This is a genomic window from Halodesulfurarchaeum sp. HSR-GB (assembly GCF_031432215.1).
In the GTDB taxonomy this organism is placed as follows: Archaea; Halobacteriota; Halobacteria; order Halobacteriales; family Halobacteriaceae; genus Halodesulfurarchaeum.
Genome location: NZ_JAVKGN010000001.1, coordinates 1,771,118 through 1,788,788, shown reverse-complemented (window position 1 = coordinate 1,788,788; position 17,671 = coordinate 1,771,118). Strand labels below are relative to the sequence as shown.

Sequence of the window (17,671 nt, the reverse complement as noted above, 5' to 3'; positions counted from 1 at the left end):
GTGGATCGGTCAGTCGAACAGGAACACTCGGTCGGAAGCCACTATTCGTTCGGCGAGCAGGACGGTGCCAATTCCGATCACGACCCCGGCCACTGTATCCGACAGGAAATGTGTCCCGAGGTAAACACGGGAGAAGGCCACGGTCACGGCAAACACCGTCGTGATGAGTGTCGGGAGGATGTTCGACCGAGATGCCACCATCGCGTAGACTGTGACCGCCGCTGCATGCCCGGACGGAAACGAATGCGCAATCGTCTCGCCACTACCAGTCAGACAGACCGGGTGTGGCGGAAATGGTCGCTGAACGGTCCCCATCAGCGTGGCGACGATTATCGCGCTGAGTGTCAGTGAAACCAGCGTCAATTCGAATTCTCGCTCCCAGTCGGCCAGATAGAACAGACCCAGAAAAACGATCCCGGCGGCCGCCGACCCGAGCCCCGTCACCGAATTCATGACTTTCGTCAACAGCGGACTTCGCACTGCGACGACGAAATCGACGGCGAGGGCGTCGAACCACAGCACGAGTTCAACGAGTTCGTGGACGACCTGCACCATTGGATACTCGCTGATTCAGGCCGGAGGTACATGGTTTTGCTGCCAGGGACACCGAATCTGCTATGTGACCTCTCGGGAGAGCCGACCGGTGACGACGAGGTAGTCCCTCGCGAAAACCAGCAGTGAAGCGGCTAACGCGAACGGCGCGCCAGCCAAGACGTAGCTCCTCGGTGCCACCGGCACGAGCGCAATGGTGAGAAATACCATTTGCATCCCGGCCAGATACCTTCGAAGAGCGCTTTCGGGCAGATCGAAAACCGGCTGCCCCCGCTGTCGTCGCCAGGCCAACCCGCCGCGATACACGTATTTGGCAGCTGAAAGAAGGAGATACCACACCGGCAAGAACTCCCAGAGGACGGCCACGAGCGGTGCGGCCACGAATCCGAACGTGTCGAATGCCATGTCGAGTCGTTCCCCGAGGGACGTCTCCTCGCCGACCGACCGGGCGATCAGGCCGTCGAGTTTATCGAGGACGACGCCGCTCCCGTATGCCACCGCTGGCACCCAGACGAGGGGCGGCTTGGGTGGAACGACGATGAACCCTGCGACGACTGCATACAGCGTCCCGCGGAGCAACGTCAACGTGTTCGCAAGCCCGAGTACCCCGCCCAACAGTCGGTCAGTAGCCGCTTCCGGAACGAGGGAGTGATTGACGTACGTCCATTGTAAAGCCAGGAAGAGCCCGGCGAGGATCGCCGGGTCCAAGACGCCGGTGTCAACCCGCTCCAGTGGATAGAGCGTCCGGAGCGTGAAGGTGAGTAGAATGGCACCCGCAAACGGTATCCCCACTTCAATACTGATGGGGAGTGACCGACTCGGGGACTGGTCCATCAATTTCACTTCTGGCCCCCACATCGTTACGGTTTCGACCGGATCAACGTCGGGGTGCGTTGCATCGAATCACAGCGGTAACAGCGCGGAAGCCCACCGGCTTCAGCCGTTGGTAGCTGACGAACGCAAGAGGGCGATGAGAACCCCTACCAGCACGAACTGGGCGATTTTGTCGATGGCCCCGAGGGTGCCGACATCGGCCGGGAAACTCTTTGGCCCGCTGGCAAAGTTGATGACGTACCACAGCACGAGTTGGACCAGCACGAAGGGAACGCCGACCCCATAGACCAACCGGCGTCGATATCCACGCAACACGAGCCCAATTGCACCGAGAAATCCGAGTCCTGCAAGCAGGAAGCTGATGCCTAACCCGGACGGAAAGAACCTGATTCCGAGCAGGAGGTGAATCGCGCCGCTCACGAGGGCGGCACCGATTCCGACCCAGTGGAGCCCGGTCAACGGTTCTGTCCGAAGTCCCCCCTCTGTCGATGTACTTGTTGCCATGTAACATACCTTGGCTGGAGAACATATAGTCGTGCTGTCGTCGGTCCTCCCTGCCGCGGCCAGGTTCGACGGTGACGGTCGAAAACGGCCGCCCGATTGGCACGTTGGCCACCGACGGGTGAGGGAAGGAGCAATATACCGCTCGAATTGACTAGAAATTGTATGGCTCGGGTCGCCGTGGTCCACAACACGCTCGACTTTCAGGGTGGGGCCGATGTCGTCTGTCTTGTCACCTGTGAAGGGATCCTGCGCGATCACGAAGTCACCCTGTTCACCATCGGTGAAACGGACCCGGCCGTCCTCGCTGCTCGATTTGACGCGGACGTAACCGGTCTCGACGTTCAGCGGCCGCCCCTGAACTCGGTGATTGGGCGGGCCTTTACGGCACTCGGTCCACGTCTCGGCCCCCAATTGGCACTCCGGAGCGTGCTCGTCAGCTGGTACTATCAGTTCCACGCCGCGGAGTTCGATCTCGCGGTGAGCACTGCAAACGAGATGGCACTTCCCGAGCCGTCGATCCAGTACGTTCACGATCCACAGTACCACCGCAACAGACTCGATGGTGCTTCCGGGGGGCGACTAAACCGGCTGTGGAGTTGGCTCGGTAGCCCTGAGACGGAATCGCTCCAACAGGCAACCGTACTCGCGAATTCAGGGTATACCGCTGACCGAATGGTCGAGATATACGGAGTCCGGCCACAGGTGTTTCACCCACCAGTCGACGCCATCGATAGCAGGCGTCCGTGGGACAAACGGGAGCAAGGAATCGTCGTCGTGGGACGGATCGCCCCGGATAAAAACGTCCTCCAGGCGATCGAAATCGTCGATCGGCTCCGCGAGCGCGGGATCGATATCCACTTGCACATCGTCGGCTCGGCGCCACCGACCTATCGATCGTATGTGAAGAGAGTCGAGACGGAAGCGAGAAACCGGTCCTTCGTAACTGTTGAACGAAACCTCTCGCGAGATCGACTCGAGTCCCTGCTTGGCGCACACCGATACGGGCTCAACCTCAAACGGGACGAACACTTCGGCATGTCCGTTGCAGAGTACGTCACAGCCGGCATGATTGCCTTTGCACCGAATCACGGCGGCCAGCGGGAGATCCTGGACGACCGCTCCGATCGATTGTTCGATTCGATTGCTGGCGCCGTTGACCTGATCGAACGGGCGATCGAAACCGGGGCCCGGCCCTCGCTCCCCCGGGATCGATTCGGTCGGGACCGGTTCAAAAAGGAGATGAGAGAGCACGTCAACGCGACGCTGAACCAGTGATCGGTTCTGTATTTCGGGAGCGGGAGCCTGCTAACCGTTGAAAGAAGGCTGTTTAGAAGCCGAAGATCGCCCAGATAGCGAGCAGGAGACTCGGGACGAAGGCGAGCACGTACACGGGGGTACTCCAGTCCCGGACGGTCGCCCCATCGAGTGCTCCGATCGGGAGGAGGTTGAAGGCTGCGAGCAGGAGGTTGATCGTCACACCACGACTTCCCAAAAGCGGGGCGAACAGGCTCACCGGAACGAACAGGGCCGCGAGCGCCAGATTCGTCACCGGGCCGGCGAGTGCGATGAGGCCGTGCTGGCGGTCCGTGAGCCGTCCGCGGTGATAGACTGCGCCGGGGGCCGCAAAGACGATCCCGGCCAGGCCACCGGCGATCGCGACCAGGAGCATGCCGTAATCGGCCTGGAACCGGGCCCACTGACCGTAGTGAATCGCGACGACCTTGTGCGCGAGTTCGTGCAGGAGAAAGCCCACGCCGACGGTGAGCAGGCTTACGACCATCGCCGAGACAAAGGACGGACTGAGGAGGAAGGGGACGATCGTGTTCGGGCGCACTCGCTCGAAGAAAAACGCAAAGGCCAGGCCGAGGGCCAGCCAGGCCACGAGCAGATCACGGATTTCCCGACTGTCGAGTCTCATAGTAACGCCTGGATGAGGATGTCCGCGCCGTTTCTGGCCCCCGCGAGCATCGCGTTCGAGATGGCCCCGACACTCTCGAACTCCTCGCCCATGTGTGGCAGGACGAGGAAGGGAAAGAGCACCGACGCGATCATGCTGCCGACGTTGGTCAACGCGACGATGACGATCAGCCGAAAGAGCCCCACGTCGAGCATGTTCGAGACCAGATCGCGAATTGGGGACTCCTCGTCGTCGAGGATCTCGTTGAGCCGGCCGATGTCCGAGACGTTGACGGTGGTGTGGCGCAGTTCGACGTAGCCGGCGAACCAGCCAGGGGCAAGCAGCGGGTTGATGCTCGTGAGCCAGGCCACCAGCCCGCCTACCCCGGCCGAGGTCCAGTGGGCCCCCGCCAGTTTCGCCAGCGTGAACGCGAAGATCCCGTTGAACAGGAACCACGCGCCAAAGACCGCAAGCAGCGTGGGCTGATCAGCCCCGGAGAGCGCCAGCAGGGCGAAAAAGAGCAGGAACCCGAGGGTGAGCACGTAGCCGAAGGCCTTCCTGAGCGAGAATCGCTTCGACTGCCGCTGCTCCAGGGAGTCCTTCGGGGGCAGGGTCTCGGGTGAGTCGAGGTACTCCAGAATCCCCGCCTCGTGACCGGCTCCGACGACCGCCACCACGTCCAGGCCCGCGGCCCGAAGGTCGTGCAGGTTGTGAGCGATGTAGGCGTCCCGCTCGTCGATCAACGTTTCGGCCGCCGTGGGGCTGAACTGTCGGAACTCCTCGATCATCGCCGTGACCACGTCGTTGTCCGTCAGTTCCTCGAGTTCGAACTCCTCGGCCTCCTGTCCGCCGACTCCGGCGATCGCCAGGGTCAACTCCCAGAGCAGGCCCAGTTTCTCTCGCAGGCCGATGCCGGCCCAGAAGCGCTGAATCGTCAGCTGGATGTCCCGGTCGACCAGCGCCACGTCGGCCCCGATTCGTTCGGCGGCCTCGATCCCGGCCCGCATGTCCGCGCCGGGTTCCACATCGAACTGGTCGCCCAGCCGCTTCTGGACGTAGGAGAGTAGCCAGTAGGCCAGAAACTGGTAGGCTGCACTCCCCCGGAGCAGTTCCTTGGGGTCGATGTCTTCGGGGTCCTCGCCCTTGAACTGCCGGTAGCGGTTCTCGTCGAGTTCGACGGCCACCACATCAGGCTGTTCGGCCTCGATCACCGACTCGACCTCTGCGGCGCTCTCCTCGGAGACGTGGGCCGTCCCGACGACACGAACGGAGCCCTGTTCGATTGTGTCCGTCTTTGGGCTCCCGTTACTCATTGTACGGGGTGAAGGGGTCGGGACGTAAAGGGATGACGAGCGCTGGTCGACAGACTCAATTCGGCCCCGAGAAAACGCCTTTCCATGCCCGATCTGCTCTCGACTCGAATTACGAACCGTTGGGTCGTCCGCTCCTCGCATGCGAACCACCTCGGCACCGCCCACGGCGGGTCGATCGTCAAGTGGATGGACGAGGTCGGTGGGATGGCTGCCGTCCGCTTTGCCGGCCAGTGGTGTGTGACCGCCCACATGGACAGCGTGGACTTCGTCCAACCGATCGAGGTTGATGATGCCGTCCGCGTGGAGGGCTACGTCTACGAGGCCGGCGAGACTTCTGTCCAGGTACGCGTCGAGGCATTCAAGGAGGACATGCGAACCGGTGAGGGCGAACTCGCGAGCGAGGCGGATATCGTCTACGTGGCGGTCGACGAGGGCGGAGAGCCTTCCCCCGTTCCGGAACTGCAAATCGACTCGGAGGAGGGTGAACGACTGCAACAGGCGGCGTTGAGTGATTCGGAGGACGATTGAGGAGTGTGTTGTGGCTACCCCGTGATTTCAATCCGCTATCTCCTGCTTGACGTGCATGTCCACCTGCCTGAACAGAAGGAGTGCAGCGAAAAGCCCCGTCAAAATCATGCCGGCCGTCCCGGCGAGTCCCTTCGTACCGAGAATGGCCACCAACGCCAGCCCAACGACGGCGGTCTGGACGAACCAAATAGCGCCCCGAAGATACCAAGCGACGTAGCCGTGAAACCAAGATGCGCTTCTCGACGGCATTACTCATGGTGGGTTTCCCACAGCAGAAAAATCTACAGGTGGAACAGGCCGGGGCGGCCCATGCAAACTCCATACTCGAAGTGCGGTACAGTCAAGGAACTACCCCGACCACTCACGGCCAATGGGAAAACGGGTCGTGGTCGTCGGCGGCGGGGTCACCGGGGTTGGCGTCGCTCGCGACCTGGCGATGCGTGGCGCGGACGTAACTCTCCTGGAGCGGGATCGACTGGCTGGCGGCACCTCGGGTCGGATGCACGGTCTGCTCCACAGCGGGGCCCGATACGCCCTCTCTGATCCGGATGCCGCCGAGGAGTGTCTGCACGAGAACGCCATCCTCCGGGAGATTGCGAGTCACTGTATCGAGGACACTGGCGGGCTCTTCGTCTCCCTCCCCGAGGACGACCCCGACTATTACGACTCGAAGCTGGCCGCCTGCCGCGAGCTGGGTATCCCGACCGAAGAACTCTCGCCCGAAGCCGCCCGTGAACTCGAACCTGCTCTGAGTAACGACCTCGACCGTGCCTTTCGCGTTCCGGATGGGGCCATCGACCCCTTCCGGCTGGTCGTCGCGAACGCGAAGAGCGCGGCGAATCACGGTGCGAAAATCGAGACCGATACGGCGGTCACCGGGCTGCTGGTCGAAGACGGCCAGGTCGTTGGGGTGCGAACCGAGGAGGGGCGCACCATCCGGGCCGACCACGTGGTCAACGCCGCTGGCCCCTGGGCGGGGCAACTCCTCGCCGACCTCGCGGTCGACGTCCCGCTCGCCCCGGCCCAGGGGGCAATGGCGGTGACGAACGCTCGCCCGGTCGGGACGGTGATCAATCGCTGTCGCCCAACTGATGAAGGAGACATCCTCGTCCCCCACGAGACGACGGCCATCCTGGGCACCACCGACAGAGCGATCGACGGGCCGGATGCGATTAGCGAAACGCGTGCCGAGATCGAACTGCTTCGCGAGGAACTGGCGAAGCTGGTTCCGGAACTGGCTGATACTCGACTCATCCGGACCTACTGGGGCGTACGTCCGCTCTACGATCCCGACGATGGGGGCGAGTCGGGGCGAGACTTTGCGGTCCTCGATCACGGCACCCGGGACGAGTTGCCCGGGGTGACGACGGTGGTCGGGGGGAAGCTCACCACCTATCGACTGATGGCCGAGGCCGTCTCTGACGCGGTCGCAGGGACGCTCGATATCGACGCGCCGTGCCGGACTGCCGACGAGCCACTGCCGGGCAGTACCGGCCAGCCGGACTGGGACGCAGTCGCCTCTCGCTTTGATCTTCGGAATTCGGTCGCCTATCGATCCGCGACGCGTCTGGGTGATCGGACTGCCGAGGTGCTCGAGGACGCCCAGCCGAACCCGGTAGTCTGTGAGTGCGAGGGTGTGACCGACGCCGAAGTTCGCGATGCGATCGACGAGGTGGGCGCGGATCTCGGTGGGGTGCGATCCCGAACACGGGCGACGATGGGCCCCTGCCAGGGCGGGGTCTGTGCCCACCGTATTGCTGGCTCGCTCGCCGAAACAGAAGGGGCCGACACTGCTTTCGCGGAACTCGGAGCACTCGTCACGGAACGGGATCGTGGCCAGCGACGCCTCGATTCGCCCGAACAACACGCCCAGATCGAGCGGAACCGGCTTCGGCGAGGCCGGTTGTTGAATCTGGCTGCTGGCCCCGCTTCTGCCCCGCTTTCGCTCTCGGATTTCGCAACTGGCTCGGATACCGAACAGCCTTCTCGATCAGTGGAGCGTGGCCCATCCAGCCAGCGCCCCGATCACGACGTCGTCGTCTATGGCAGTGGACTCGCCGGGCGAATGGCTGCATTGACAGCCAGCCAGGCGGGTGCCTCGGTCGCCCTGGTGGCTCCCGAGACGCTCACTCCCGATGGAATCTCCGGGATGGTGGACCTCCTGGGCTATCTTCCGGATGGCACCGGGCCGCTCGCGAATCCGCTCGAAGCCATTGACTCGCTTCCCGAGGGGCACCCGCTTCGGATCGCCGGTCCCGACGGAATCCGGGACGCACTCGACCGCTTCGACGTCATCGCGGGCGAAGCGATCGCCGGCTCGGACACGAACGCACTGGTTCCCTCTCCGGTGGGCACACCGCTTCCCGTCGCTCGCTACCCGCCGAGTTTCGAACCCGGCTTGCTGTCGCGACGGGAAGATACCCTTGTTGTCAGCCTCGAATCAGTCCCCGATCTATCCGCCGAATTCCTGGGCGGGACGCTCTCGGAGCGGGTCCCGTACGACGTCCGTGGGGCCACGATCGAGCTCTGCTCGACCGCGCCGGATCGTCCGGTTCGCCGACTCGCACGGGCCCTCGATCGTGACGAACGCTGGCCCGGGGAGCAGTCGGCTCGGACAGCCCTCGGAGCTGCGCTGGCGGACGTTCACGAGGGCGAGCCCCGAATCGGGCTCCCGGCGGTGCTCGGCATTTCGGAGACGCCCGAAATCCGGGCCCACCTGGAAGCCGAACTCGATGTCGCCGTCTTCGAAGTCCCGATTCCGGCCCCGAGTGCTGCCGGTATTCGACTCGCCGATCGGCTGGATAAGGAAGTGCGCTCGCATGGGATCGAAGTGCGGGGACGCGCTGGGGACGTGACTTTCGGGGGTGAGGATCGAGTGACGACCCTCGACGTGCAGGATGGCCCGCGGTACGAGGCCGACCAGTTCGTCCTCGCGACGGGTGGTGTCGCCGCCGGTGGATTGCGGGCTGAGCCGGCTGGGGTTCGGGAGGTTGCCTTCGACCTGCCGGTCGCGTATCAGCGCGAGCACGTGGCTGGGTTGCAGGTCGATTCGGATTGGCGACCGCTCGTGGCCCACGATCACGTGTACCCGAACCTCCGCGCTGCGGGCTCGATTCTCGGCGGGTTTGATCCCGCGACGGAGCACTCGAAAGCGGGGGTTGCTATCGTGACTGGCGTACGGGCTGGGCTGGCTGCAGCCCGGGAGGCAATACGATGAGTTCGCCCGCGCCTCGCGTTCCGGAGCTTCCCGAAATCACTCACGAGCCGCCACGCAACCGCTCGCGTACCGATCCCTGTCACTCCTGTCACATCTGTGACTCGGTCTGTCCAGTGACGCCGGTCAATGCGGACTTTCAGGGTCCGAAATCACAGGGGCCCCAGGAGTGGCGACTCCGAGATGGTGGGGTTTCGGTCGATTACTCCATCGCGGCGTGTACGAACTGTCTGCAGTGTCACGGGGCGTGCCCCGCCGACGTGGATCTCATGGCGCTGCACACCGAGGCGCGGGCCACGCACGTCGAGGAGCGGGGTTTGAGCCTCCGATCGCTCCGAGATCGGCTGCTCGCGAACTACGGGCTGCTGGCCCGAATCGGCAGTCGGTTCCCCCGACTCTCGAACTGGCTCATGGACAACGGCGTAATTCGCTCGCTTGCCGAGTCGACTTTGGGCATCACGGCCGAACGGGAGGCCCCCGAATTCGCTCAGGAGACGTTCCGGGAATGGTGGGCGGCGCGGGGTGGGCCACGGGTCCAGAGCGAGCAAAAGCGCGTGGCGTACTTCCACGGCGATCACGCCAACTACCACCAGCCCGCGGTCGGCAAATCACTGGTGCGGGTCTACGAGCACCTGGGTTATGAGGTTCGGGTGCCAGAACAGCGCTGCTCGGGCGCGCCCATGGTCGCGAACGGCCACCTCGAGGACGCTGAGCGCGTCACCCGGAAAAACGTCGAGTCATTCGAACCCTACATCGAGGCGGGCTATGACGTCATCGCCACCTGTACTTCCTGCTCGCTGACCCTCCGCGAGACCAACCCCCGCGAGTTCGACGTCGATGGTGTGGATCGCCTCGCGGCCAACACTTACGACGCCGTCGAGTACCTGCGGATGCAGGACGAACTGGCCGATCTCGAACTCGATTCGGCCGCGCTCCCGGACGCCCTCTCCTATCACGCCCCCTGTCACGCCCGCGATCAGGGCGTCGATGGGGCGGCACTACCGGCCCTCAGAGCGGCCGGTGTCGAGGTCGCTCATCTCGGGGACGACTGCTCGGGTATGAGCGGCACCTACGGCTGGAAGGAGGAGCGCTACGAAGACTCGATGGCGATCGGCGAGGATCTCTTCGCGGCGGCCGAGGCAGTCGAGGCCGAGGCCTCGCTCACCGAGTGCCCGACCTGCGGGATGCAACTGGAACACGGGACCGACGAGGAGACAATCCACCCGATCGAGGTGCTTTCGGCGGGCCTCGACGGGCGGCGAAACGTCTAAGTCATTATCGCGATAATCATTATCTAAGTAATGACCTTCTACGACCGGCGGGACGAACTCACTACCCTCAGGAGTGCATTCCAGTCCGACGAGCACGAACTCTTTGTCGTGTACGGACGACGACGGGTGGGCAAAACGGAACTTCTCACCGAGTTCGCGTCGGACCGCCCGCACATCTACTTTCTGGCCTCACAGGAAGCCGAGACTCGGCAGCGGGAGAAGTTCGTCGCCCAGATCGCGGCGACGTTTGACGAGCGTGTGCCACGGATCGAGACCTGGGACGACGCGCTTGCGTACCTCGGTGAGAAGATCGCCGACCAGAAACTACTGGTCATCATCGACGAATTCCCATATCTCGTCGCGGAGAACGATTCGCTTCCCTCCTACGTCCAGGCCTTTGTCGATCACCAACTCGCCGAGAGCGATTCGATGCTGGTACTCTGTGGCTCCAGTGTGAGTACGATGGAGTCCGAGGTCCTGGGACACGAAAGTCCGCTTTTCGGTCGTCGAACTGGCCAGATAGATCTGCAGCCCTTTTCGTTCAGCCAGTCGACCGAAATCATCTCCTATCCGATTGAGGACGCCATCAGATCGTTTTCGATCACCGGCGGGACGCCACTGTATCTCACACAGTTCGATTACGGGCAGTCCCTCAGGGAAAACGTCCTCTCGAACATCCTCTCGCCGACGGCACCACTGTTCAACGAGCCGGAATTTCTGCTTCGCACCGAGCTTCGAAATCCGGCCCGATATATGAGCATTCTCGAGGCGATTGCAACCGGCCACACGACGCCGAAAGAGATCGCCGGCTCGGCTGGAATCGATTCGGGCCCGCTGTCGAAGTACCTGCAGACGCTCAAACGGCTCCGGTTCATCGACCGGGACGTCCCGGTGACGGCCTCGCCAAAACAGTCAAAGCGATCCCGGTATCGAATCGGAGACGGCTTTCTCAGGTTCTGGTTCCGGTTCGTCGAGCCGAATCGATCGGGAATCGAGGAGGCACCGGCAGTCGTCTTCGAGGAGGCGATCGAGCCAGCGATGCCAGAATTCGTTTCGTGGGCGTTCGAGGACATCGCCCGGGAACTCCTGTGGGCTGCAATCCGGACGGGGGAATTGAACCAGTACGCGGAGATCGGGCCCTGGTGGTACGGCGGCGAGGAGATCGACCTGGTCGGTCTCGCGCCCGGCAGCGAGCGGATTCTCTTCACCGAGGTCAAGTGGACGACCGATCCGGTCGGGTTCGACCTCGTCGAATCGCTTCGAGGGAAGACCGATGCCGTGCGCTGGGGGCCTGACACGCGAACCGAGTCGTTTGCCCTCGTTTCGAAAAGCGGGTTCGAGGACGGGCTGGCGCGCACGCTTCCCGACAACTGGACGCTTTTCGATCTGTCAGACGTCGAGCGGCTGCTTGCCTGAGGGGCCGTTCAGTACTCGACGCCGGCGGTCACACGATCGAGGACGAGTACCAGGCCGCCGCCGAGGATCCCCATTCCCATCAGGGCGGCAGTCGCTCCCGGCGTCCAGGTCTCCGTGGCGGCGATGATCTCGCTCCCTGGGGCCCTGAGTGCGCCGGCCATGAGCGCCACGAGGAAGGTCAGCGTGGCGCTGCGGTCGGTTTCGAGCGCCCAGGCGACCACGCGGGCGAAGGCCAGCACGCCCAGGCCCGCTCCAAGCGCGAAGACTGCAAGCACTGTGGCCGGCCCGAGGAGGTCCCCACCACCGACCAGCGCGGTCGTGAGCTCTCTCACCGTCCCCACGATCCGCTCGTACTGGCCCAGGGCGAGCAGGATGAGCGAGCCGGAGATCCCTGGCAGGATCATCGCGCAGATGGCGACCGCGCCGGAGAGAAAGACCAGGAGGAGCCCGTCGCCGATCGAGGTGCTGGTCACCCCGGTGAGCACCCAGGCGACGGCGAAGCCAGTCACCGCGATGGCGATGCCTCGCGGGGTGTCGATCGCCATGGCCTCGCGGAGCACGACCACCGAGGCGGCGATCAGCCCGAAGAAGAAGGCGTAGGTCGGGCCGGGGTAGGACCCCACGGCGAGGTGTATCACGTTCGCCGCGGTGACGGCCGCAGTCACAATCCCGATCCCGAGTACCGCCAGGAAGTGCAGGTCCAGTTCGACGACGTGATCGACGGCCTCGCGGCGACCCTGGGCCTCGTGGCTCCCCAGCAGCGCACCGAGAAGCGCCAGCCCGCCCTCGACGTCGAGGCCGGCGATGGCGGTCACCAGGCGGTCGTAGATGCCCGCGATGAGCGCGATTGTGCCGCCAGAGACGCCGGGGATGGCGTCGGCGGTACCCATCGCGAAGCCCTTGAGGTAGACCGCGAGCCAGTCTTGGGCGGCCATTACTCGGTGGGCTGAGCGGTGACTTCGGGCAGGCTGGTGGTGCCGACGGACTGGACTGTCTCGTTCGTCGTGTCAGTCGTGTTCGTGTCGGTCTGGTTGTCCTCCTGGCCCGTGTCGATCACCTGTTCGTCGAGGGTCACCGTGATGGGCTCCTCGCTCGCTCCGATCACGACTCCTTCAGGCACGTCGACGGTTCCGCTGTGGGTCGTCATCGTCTCGTTCGCCCGGTCCACACTCGTGGGCGTGCTGAACTCGTAGGGGCCGGTGGCCCGCACGCTCGTGTTGGTGTACCCGTCTTCGGGGCCCCATTCATCGTAGTCGGTCGAGGCGTAGGGCAGGGTCATCTCGAAGTCGCCGTTCGCGTCTGTCTCGGCGTGCTGGGTGTAGGTGAACGTGCTGTCGTTGTACGGGGCGTTCGACTCTAGCTCGACGGTGGCGGTCACAGTCGAGTCTGCCGGCCCTTCTCCCTCGATGGTCGCGCCGGGCACACGCTCGAAGAGCTTGACCCAGGTGGGCTGTTCGCCCTCGCGGAACTCGAGGTTCGCGAGTTTCTGCCGGGGCGCGGTGGAATCCTCGGAGACTCGCACCAGGCGGTAGTGTTCCAGCGCTTCGAGGTCCTCACGCGGGAAGTCGGCCACGCCGCCGACGATCGCGTTGCTGTCGTTTTCGGCGAACTCCTGGGCGGCTTCACTGGACCGGAAGGTCCGGGAGGTCTCGTAGGTCGGAACCGGGTTCTCGTACTGCTCGTACTCGCGGTTCTCGTACTGGATGACGGTGTTGGCATCCACCGCGCTCCCGTGGTGGTGATAGAGCCGGACCATCTGACTCTCGTAGTAGCGCTGGGTCTTCAACGTGGTCACGGGCGGGCGGTAGCCCGAGTTGAGGTAGGTCCCGGCGTTCGGGCCCAGGATCTGCCCGTCGGTCATGTTATCGTAACTCAAGCTGTCGTTCGCATTGTAGAAGACCGTGGGCGCGCTGAACTTGCCCTGGGTGTCGACCATCTTGTAGTCGACGGCCACGTACTGGGTTTCGGCGTCGTCCTCGTCGGTGGCCCCGAGTCGCTCGTTGGCGGTTTCCTCGTCACCGGCGAGCAGGTAGTTCGCGGCCTGGGTGGCGTGCTGCTGGAACGGGTTCGCGACCGGGATGCGCTCGCCCAGCACCGTGATCCAGTGGCCGTAGTCCCACCAGCTCATCACGCCGTAGGATCCCTCGGGGTAGTCGTAGTCATCGTTTTCGGGAATGGCGTAGGTGCCGTCGTAATCCAGTTGGTCGGCGTTGCCCGCACCCCCGTAGTTGCCCACCTCGGGCGTGTTGTTCTGCATCCAGCCCAGGGTGCTGTCCCACTCGGTGACGGCCCCGGGCCCGGCGTTCGCGCCGGTCTGGACGGCGGTGCTCATCTGGACCTGTCGGTCGTCCTGGTTCGCGAAGCTGATCGGGGCGACCATGGGTGCGAAGAGCAAGAGCACGATGGTCACGACGAGCATGACGTGACTCCAGTCGATGGAGCGCGGGGAGAGGGTCGCCAGGGTCACGCCGAAGTCGTCGATCACGCGCCCGACTGCGTAGGCTGCGAGGATGGCGACCGGGACGACGAGGTAGTAGTTGAACCGGACCTGGGTGAGCGCCGCGGCGAGCATGAACGCCGCCCAGACCACGAGCAGGATCTGCTCGGTGGGGTAGTCCCCGGCGATCAGTGCGGCGGCGACGGCCAGGCTGAGCACCAGCAGGCCGAAGAGGTCCCCGCTGAGGCCGAGGATGCCCCCGAGGGCCGTGGGAATGGCCGGGAAGCCGACGAAGAGTCCACCCAGCAGGAGCACGCCCGCGGCCATGCTGATGCGGCGGGAGTCAGAACTCAGGAGGTGTGGCCGGAGGATCATCCAGAGCCCGCCCAGCAGGGCGAGGAAGAAGGCCGCGCCGTACTCGAAGAAGAAGGCCTGCCAGGCCCCCAGGCCGAGTTGGTCGGCGCGGGACTGGAGGAAGGGCTGGGCCTCGCTGATGGTGCGGGTGGTTGCGCCAGCTGAAAGGCCCACGTACCTGATCAAGTTGCTCACGATCATGTCGACCAGCCCGGGAACGATCACCGAGGCGAGAACGAACCCGACGACCACGAGGCCGCCGACCGCTCCTGGGTAGTAGTTCGGCTCGATATCTCGACGCTCCCACTCGCGGCCTAGCCACGAGAGGAAGACGGCACCGAACGCGACCACCAGCGGGGCAATGACCTGGAGCAGGGAGAATCCGGATGCGGAGAAGCCCAGAACATCGAGTGGAATTAGCATGAGAAGTGTCGTGGTCGCCATGGCGATGGTCGCCGGGATGGCAGTATGGTCGGGACTCACGCCACTGACGACATCACTCGAGAGCGAGACGAGCAAGAAAATTCCAAAGATCCCGACGAGAATCACGCCGGGCGGCCATACCCACATGTATGCGGCGGTGGCCGTACCCGCGAGGAGACTCCAGCCCAAGACGGTTCGGAGGCCGGCGATATCCCGGTCAAGGAGCTGCTCCCAGACCGGCAGTTCCCGATCACCGACGGCGATGGCAATGAGGAGTCCAAGTACCGCTAGAGACATGAACAGCGGTTCGGCGACGTTGTGGTCTGCCGCGCCCACTGTCCCGCGCTGGAGGAAGAGACCGGGGAGCAAGGCAAGAATAAACGCTGCGACGACCCCCACGAGATTTCCACCAAAGCGGCGGGCAATCAGGAAGGTTGGAATCGCGACGAGTGCGCCGAAAACTGCCGGAGCGAAGAGGACTGCTGTGGCGATTTGCTGACTGGAGGGATCACCAAGCCCCAGGATTAGTGCTCCTGTTGCGATCAGTTGGTCGAAGAGGGTGCCGAACTGACCAACGTACTTCCCCGTCGCGAAGCCCGTCCAGATCTCGTAGGGCATCGTCGAAAGGCCGTTTTCCACACTATATTCGACCATTCGAAGATGGTACCAGGCGTCGTTGCCTGAGAGGTACACGTTGCCGTCCTGGACGAAATTTTGCCAGGATTGGATCCGGATGAAGAACATCGTCACGACGGCCAGTACCAGCGCCGGCACGTGGTACCAGCGCCGGAACGTGTCCGTGAGTGCCTCCATATCAAGTGTGGAGCCACTCGCTGTCGAGTCGTCGCTCATTGGAATGAGGGACTTTGACGAGGCGAATAAGCCTTGTGAAGTATCGCCCTCTCGGGGGGTTTTGGCTCCTGGCCCGGAACGGAATTCTTATCAGCCACATGGAAGTACCGGCGGGTATGGTCGACCTGGTCTCCGTAGTCATCTGTACGTACGATATGGACCGGTATCCCGCCTTTTCGGAGGCCATCGAGAGCGTTCGTGAGCAGACCTACGAGCCGATCGAGATCGTGCTGGTCATCGACGGAAACGAAACGGTGTACGAGCGAACCGTCGAGGATTACGGGGACGTGGAGAACGTCTCCATCTACAACAACGACGAGAACAGAGGGATTTCGTACAGCCGCACGCGTGGGGGCGAACTCGCTTCGGGGGACGTGGTCGCGTTCATCGACGACGATGGCGTGGCAGAACCGGACTGGATCGAGACGCTGGTCGAAGTGTACGAAACGACCGATGCCATCGCGGCTGGTGGTGACGTCCGGCCGAACTGGCAGACCGAGAAACCGTCGTGGTTTCCCGAGGAGTTCTACTGGCTCGTGGGCGTCGTCGAACCCGGTTTCGCGGCGGACGGCGAAGAGGTGCGAAACGTCTACGGCTCCAATATCTCCTATCGACGCGAAGCGTTTCTGGAGGTTGGTGGTTACGATCCCAAGACCGGGCGGAAGGGGGACAAACACCTCCAGGCACACGAAGCACCTGTGGGGATACGATTGCTGGAGGAGTACGGCAGGGGAATGGTGTTCGTCGAGGACGCGGTGGTCCACCACACGCTGTTCGACTACCGTGGTGAGTTCGGGTGGCTCGTCTCGCGGTCGTTCTGGCAGGGGTACTCGAAGCGCGTGATGGACCTGCTGTATCCCGACGCGCCGGACAGCAAGGGCGCGTACCTGGAGCAGTTGTTGACGCACTTCGTGCCGAAGCGCGTGAGAGGGTTGGTGCGGCGGCCGTCGGTGGCGGCGGTGTTGCAGTTGCTAATGATCTTCGTCTTTACTGGGGCTGTCGGGTTGGGGTATCTGTACGCGATTCTGACGCCGGATCTGCTGGAGAAGGCTAATACGTGAAGTCGCGGCGTTCTCGCTCCTCACCGAAGAAGAATTCGTAGTAGTAGCCGAGGCCCTTGGCGACGAGCAACGCGATGGAGAGCAGAGCGAAGGCAACTCTGGTGGTGACGTCTTCTGGTGGCTCCTCGTCTCCACTACCTGAACCGGTGGGTGTGGGTGGAATTCCCGGATTCCCGTAGCGGTCGGGGTGATAGCGTTGCTTCTGGCAGAACCCTCTGCCGACGCGGAAGTTCTTCTTCCAGAGGGACTCGAAGGAGGTTCGCGCGGGGTGGTAGACGGTGGCGTCCTCGGCGTAGCCCTGGTCGTAGCCGGCTTCGTGAACGCGCTGGCCGAATTCCATGTCGCCCCCGGAGATGAGGCGTTCGTCGAAGAGGCCCACGTCCTCGAAGACCTCGCGACGGACGAGGAGGGCACACGTTGGGGCGAAGTGCTCGTTTTCGAGGTACTCTTTCACGGGGAAGCCCGTTCGTTGGTTGTAGTGGCCGACGAGGGTGTCATCGGGGAGGGTGAGTTCGACGTTGCAGCCGAGGTAGTCGACGTTCTGGGATTCCATGGCTTCGATGGCAGTTTCGAGCCAGTCCGGGTCTACGGTTTCGTCGGCGTCGAGGAAAGCGAGGATGTCGGCGTCGGTGTTTGCGATGCCGGTGTTCCGGGCGGCGTAGGAGGATTGGATTTCGTCTTCGACGAGGAGGTGGATGTGTTGATTACTGCGTGTGTATTTTGCTATTACCTCCTGTGTACCGTCCGTCGAGTTGTTATCAACGACGAATATGTTGTATTTCTCATGGCTTAGTTGGGTTACAGCGTTTAGCGTTGTATCTGCCTCGACTGAATCATTATATATTGGAATAACTGTTCCGACCTTCCTAGTATTTGACATTTTTAAATATGGTAGGATTTGACATCCTTGAGGCCTGTCGTCTCCTCAATTTCATTCGCCTCAACATAAAGTATGGATTGCGTCAACTATAAACTACCCGTGATGGATTTATGGCTGTGGTTGGCGGACAATTAG

The 17,671-nt window shown here is 63.1% G+C and carries 15 protein-coding genes; 6 read left to right on the top strand and 9 right to left on the bottom strand.

Features of this window, described 5'->3' with window-relative positions; all coding sequences use genetic code 11:
* Nucleotides 1–9: 9 nt before the first annotated feature.
* From RH831_RS09475 to RH831_RS09465, 3 genes are all read right to left on the bottom strand, one after another.
* Entirely contained in the window at nucleotides 10–555 is a 546-nt protein-coding gene (locus RH831_RS09475; protein WP_310553945.1) for a phosphatase PAP2 family protein, read from the bottom strand.
* Between the two features lie 60 nt (nucleotides 556–615).
* Nucleotides 616–1,386, bottom strand: coding sequence for a CDP-alcohol phosphatidyltransferase family protein (locus RH831_RS09470; RefSeq protein WP_310553944.1), 771 nt, complete (start codon nucleotides 1,384–1,386; stop codon nucleotides 616–618).
* A gap of 102 nt (nucleotides 1,387–1,488) precedes the next feature.
* On the bottom strand, nucleotides 1,489–1,890 hold the full coding sequence (locus RH831_RS09465; RefSeq protein ID WP_310553943.1) for a hypothetical protein: 402 nt from the start codon (nucleotides 1,888–1,890) through the stop codon (nucleotides 1,489–1,491).
* Between the two features lie 162 nt (nucleotides 1,891–2,052).
* On the opposite strand from RH831_RS09465, the gene RH831_RS09460 reads away from it, so the two are divergent.
* Nucleotides 2,053–3,165 carry a glycosyltransferase family 4 protein gene (locus RH831_RS09460; protein WP_310553942.1) on the top strand — a complete coding sequence of 371 codons (1,113 nt, stop codon included), beginning with the start codon at nucleotides 2,053–2,055 and terminating at the stop codon, nucleotides 3,163–3,165.
* Between the two features lie 52 nt (nucleotides 3,166–3,217).
* Here the strand turns inward: RH831_RS09460 and RH831_RS09455 are convergent, their stop codons facing one another.
* Both RH831_RS09455 and RH831_RS09450 read right to left on the bottom strand, forming a co-directional pair.
* A complete protein-coding gene (locus RH831_RS09455; protein ID WP_310553941.1) occupies nucleotides 3,218–3,808 on the bottom strand; it encodes a metalloprotease in 591 nt (196 codons plus the stop codon).
* On the bottom strand, nucleotides 3,805–5,100 hold the full coding sequence (locus tag RH831_RS09450) for a TraB/GumN family protein (protein ID WP_310553940.1): 1,296 nt from the start codon (nucleotides 5,098–5,100) through the stop codon (nucleotides 3,805–3,807). Before RH831_RS09450 ends, RH831_RS09455 begins: the two co-directional genes overlap by 4 nt.
* Nucleotides 5,101–5,184: 84 nt before the next feature.
* On the opposite strand from RH831_RS09450, the gene RH831_RS09445 reads away from it, so the two are divergent.
* On the top strand, nucleotides 5,185–5,628 hold the full coding sequence (locus RH831_RS09445; protein ID WP_310553939.1) for an acyl-CoA thioesterase: 444 nt from the start codon (nucleotides 5,185–5,187) through the stop codon (nucleotides 5,626–5,628).
* A 27-nt stretch (nucleotides 5,629–5,655) separates the two neighbouring features.
* Here RH831_RS09445 and RH831_RS09440 read toward each other — a convergent pair whose 3' ends face one another.
* Nucleotides 5,656–5,877: a hypothetical protein gene (locus tag RH831_RS09440; protein ID WP_310553938.1), complete on the bottom strand. Its 222-nt coding sequence runs from the start codon at nucleotides 5,875–5,877 to the stop codon at nucleotides 5,656–5,658.
* On the opposite strand from RH831_RS09440, the gene glpA reads away from it, so the two are divergent.
* From glpA to RH831_RS09425, 3 genes are read left to right on the top strand one after another with little or no spacing between them, the layout of a single operon-like run.
* Nucleotides 5,876–8,845, top strand: a complete 2,970-nt coding sequence (glpA, locus tag RH831_RS09435; protein ID WP_396275465.1) for an anaerobic glycerol-3-phosphate dehydrogenase subunit GlpA — start codon at nucleotides 5,876–5,878, stop codon at nucleotides 8,843–8,845. The genes RH831_RS09440 and glpA overlap by 2 nt on opposite strands.
* The gene (locus tag RH831_RS09430) at nucleotides 8,842–10,113 is read left to right on the top strand and encodes an anaerobic glycerol-3-phosphate dehydrogenase subunit C (RefSeq protein ID WP_310553936.1); all 1,272 of its coding nucleotides are present in this window, start codon (nucleotides 8,842–8,844) and stop codon (nucleotides 10,111–10,113) included. The genes glpA and RH831_RS09430 overlap by 4 nt, the downstream gene beginning before the upstream one ends.
* A gap of 30 nt (nucleotides 10,114–10,143) precedes the next feature.
* Nucleotides 10,144–11,529 carry an ATP-binding protein gene (locus tag RH831_RS09425; protein WP_310553935.1) on the top strand — a complete coding sequence of 462 codons (1,386 nt, stop codon included), beginning with the start codon at nucleotides 10,144–10,146 and terminating at the stop codon, nucleotides 11,527–11,529.
* An 8-nt stretch (nucleotides 11,530–11,537) separates the two neighbouring features.
* On the opposite strand, the gene RH831_RS09420 is transcribed toward RH831_RS09425, so the two are convergent.
* Both RH831_RS09420 and RH831_RS09415 read right to left on the bottom strand, forming a co-directional pair.
* Nucleotides 11,538–12,464 (bottom strand): DUF368 domain-containing protein, encoded by a 927-nt coding sequence (locus RH831_RS09420; protein ID WP_310553934.1) that lies wholly within the window; start codon nucleotides 12,462–12,464, stop codon nucleotides 11,538–11,540.
* Nucleotides 12,464–15,595, bottom strand: coding sequence for an oligosaccharyl transferase, archaeosortase A system-associated (locus RH831_RS09415; protein ID WP_310553933.1), 3,132 nt, complete (start codon nucleotides 15,593–15,595; stop codon nucleotides 12,464–12,466). The genes RH831_RS09420 and RH831_RS09415 overlap by 1 nt, the downstream gene beginning before the upstream one ends.
* Nucleotides 15,596–15,711: 116 nt before the next feature.
* On the opposite strand from RH831_RS09415, the gene aglG reads away from it, so the two are divergent.
* Nucleotides 15,712–16,656 carry a glucosyl-dolichyl phosphate glucuronosyltransferase gene (aglG, locus tag RH831_RS09410; RefSeq protein WP_310553932.1) on the top strand — a complete coding sequence of 315 codons (945 nt, stop codon included), beginning with the start codon at nucleotides 15,712–15,714 and terminating at the stop codon, nucleotides 16,654–16,656.
* Here the strand turns inward: aglG and RH831_RS09405 are convergent.
* Nucleotides 16,646–17,536: a glycosyltransferase gene (locus RH831_RS09405; protein ID WP_310553931.1), complete on the bottom strand. Its 891-nt coding sequence runs from the start codon at nucleotides 17,534–17,536 to the stop codon at nucleotides 16,646–16,648. The two genes, aglG and RH831_RS09405, sit on opposite strands and share 11 nt — an antisense overlap.
* Between the last annotated feature and the right edge of the window lie 135 nt (nucleotides 17,537–17,671).

Excerpts from the sequence above, each read along its gene's own strand:
- RH831_RS09455 (WP_310553941.1), bottom strand. The coding sequence starts at position 3,808 with ATGAGACTCGACAGTCGGGAAATCCGTGATCTGCTCGTGGCCTGGCTG.
- RH831_RS09475 (WP_310553945.1), bottom strand. The coding sequence starts at position 555 with ATGGTGCAGGTCGTCCACGAACTCGTTGAACTCGTGCTGTGGTTCGAC.
- RH831_RS09415 (WP_310553933.1), bottom strand. The coding sequence starts at position 15,595 with ATGAGCGACGACTCGACAGCGAGTGGCTCCACACTTGATATGGAGGCA.
- aglG (WP_310553932.1), top strand. The coding sequence starts at position 15,712 with ATGGTCGACCTGGTCTCCGTAGTCATCTGTACGTACGATATGGACCGG.
- RH831_RS09445 (WP_310553939.1), top strand. The coding sequence starts at position 5,185 with ATGCCCGATCTGCTCTCGACTCGAATTACGAACCGTTGGGTCGTCCGC.
- RH831_RS09425 (WP_310553935.1), top strand. The coding sequence starts at position 10,144 with ATGACCTTCTACGACCGGCGGGACGAACTCACTACCCTCAGGAGTGCA.
- RH831_RS09420 (WP_310553934.1), bottom strand. The coding sequence starts at position 12,464 with ATGGCCGCCCAAGACTGGCTCGCGGTCTACCTCAAGGGCTTCGCGATG.
- RH831_RS09470 (WP_310553944.1), bottom strand. The coding sequence starts at position 1,386 with ATGGACCAGTCCCCGAGTCGGTCACTCCCCATCAGTATTGAAGTGGGG.
- RH831_RS09430 (WP_310553936.1), top strand. The coding sequence starts at position 8,842 with ATGAGTTCGCCCGCGCCTCGCGTTCCGGAGCTTCCCGAAATCACTCAC.
- RH831_RS09465 (WP_310553943.1), bottom strand. The coding sequence starts at position 1,890 with ATGGCAACAAGTACATCGACAGAGGGGGGACTTCGGACAGAACCGTTG.
- RH831_RS09440 (WP_310553938.1), bottom strand. The coding sequence starts at position 5,877 with ATGCCGTCGAGAAGCGCATCTTGGTTTCACGGCTACGTCGCTTGGTAT.
- RH831_RS09460 (WP_310553942.1), top strand. The coding sequence starts at position 2,053 with ATGGCTCGGGTCGCCGTGGTCCACAACACGCTCGACTTTCAGGGTGGG.
- RH831_RS09405 (WP_310553931.1), bottom strand. The coding sequence starts at position 17,536 with ATGTCAAATACTAGGAAGGTCGGAACAGTTATTCCAATATATAATGAT.
- RH831_RS09450 (WP_310553940.1), bottom strand. The coding sequence starts at position 5,100 with ATGAGTAACGGGAGCCCAAAGACGGACACAATCGAACAGGGCTCCGTT.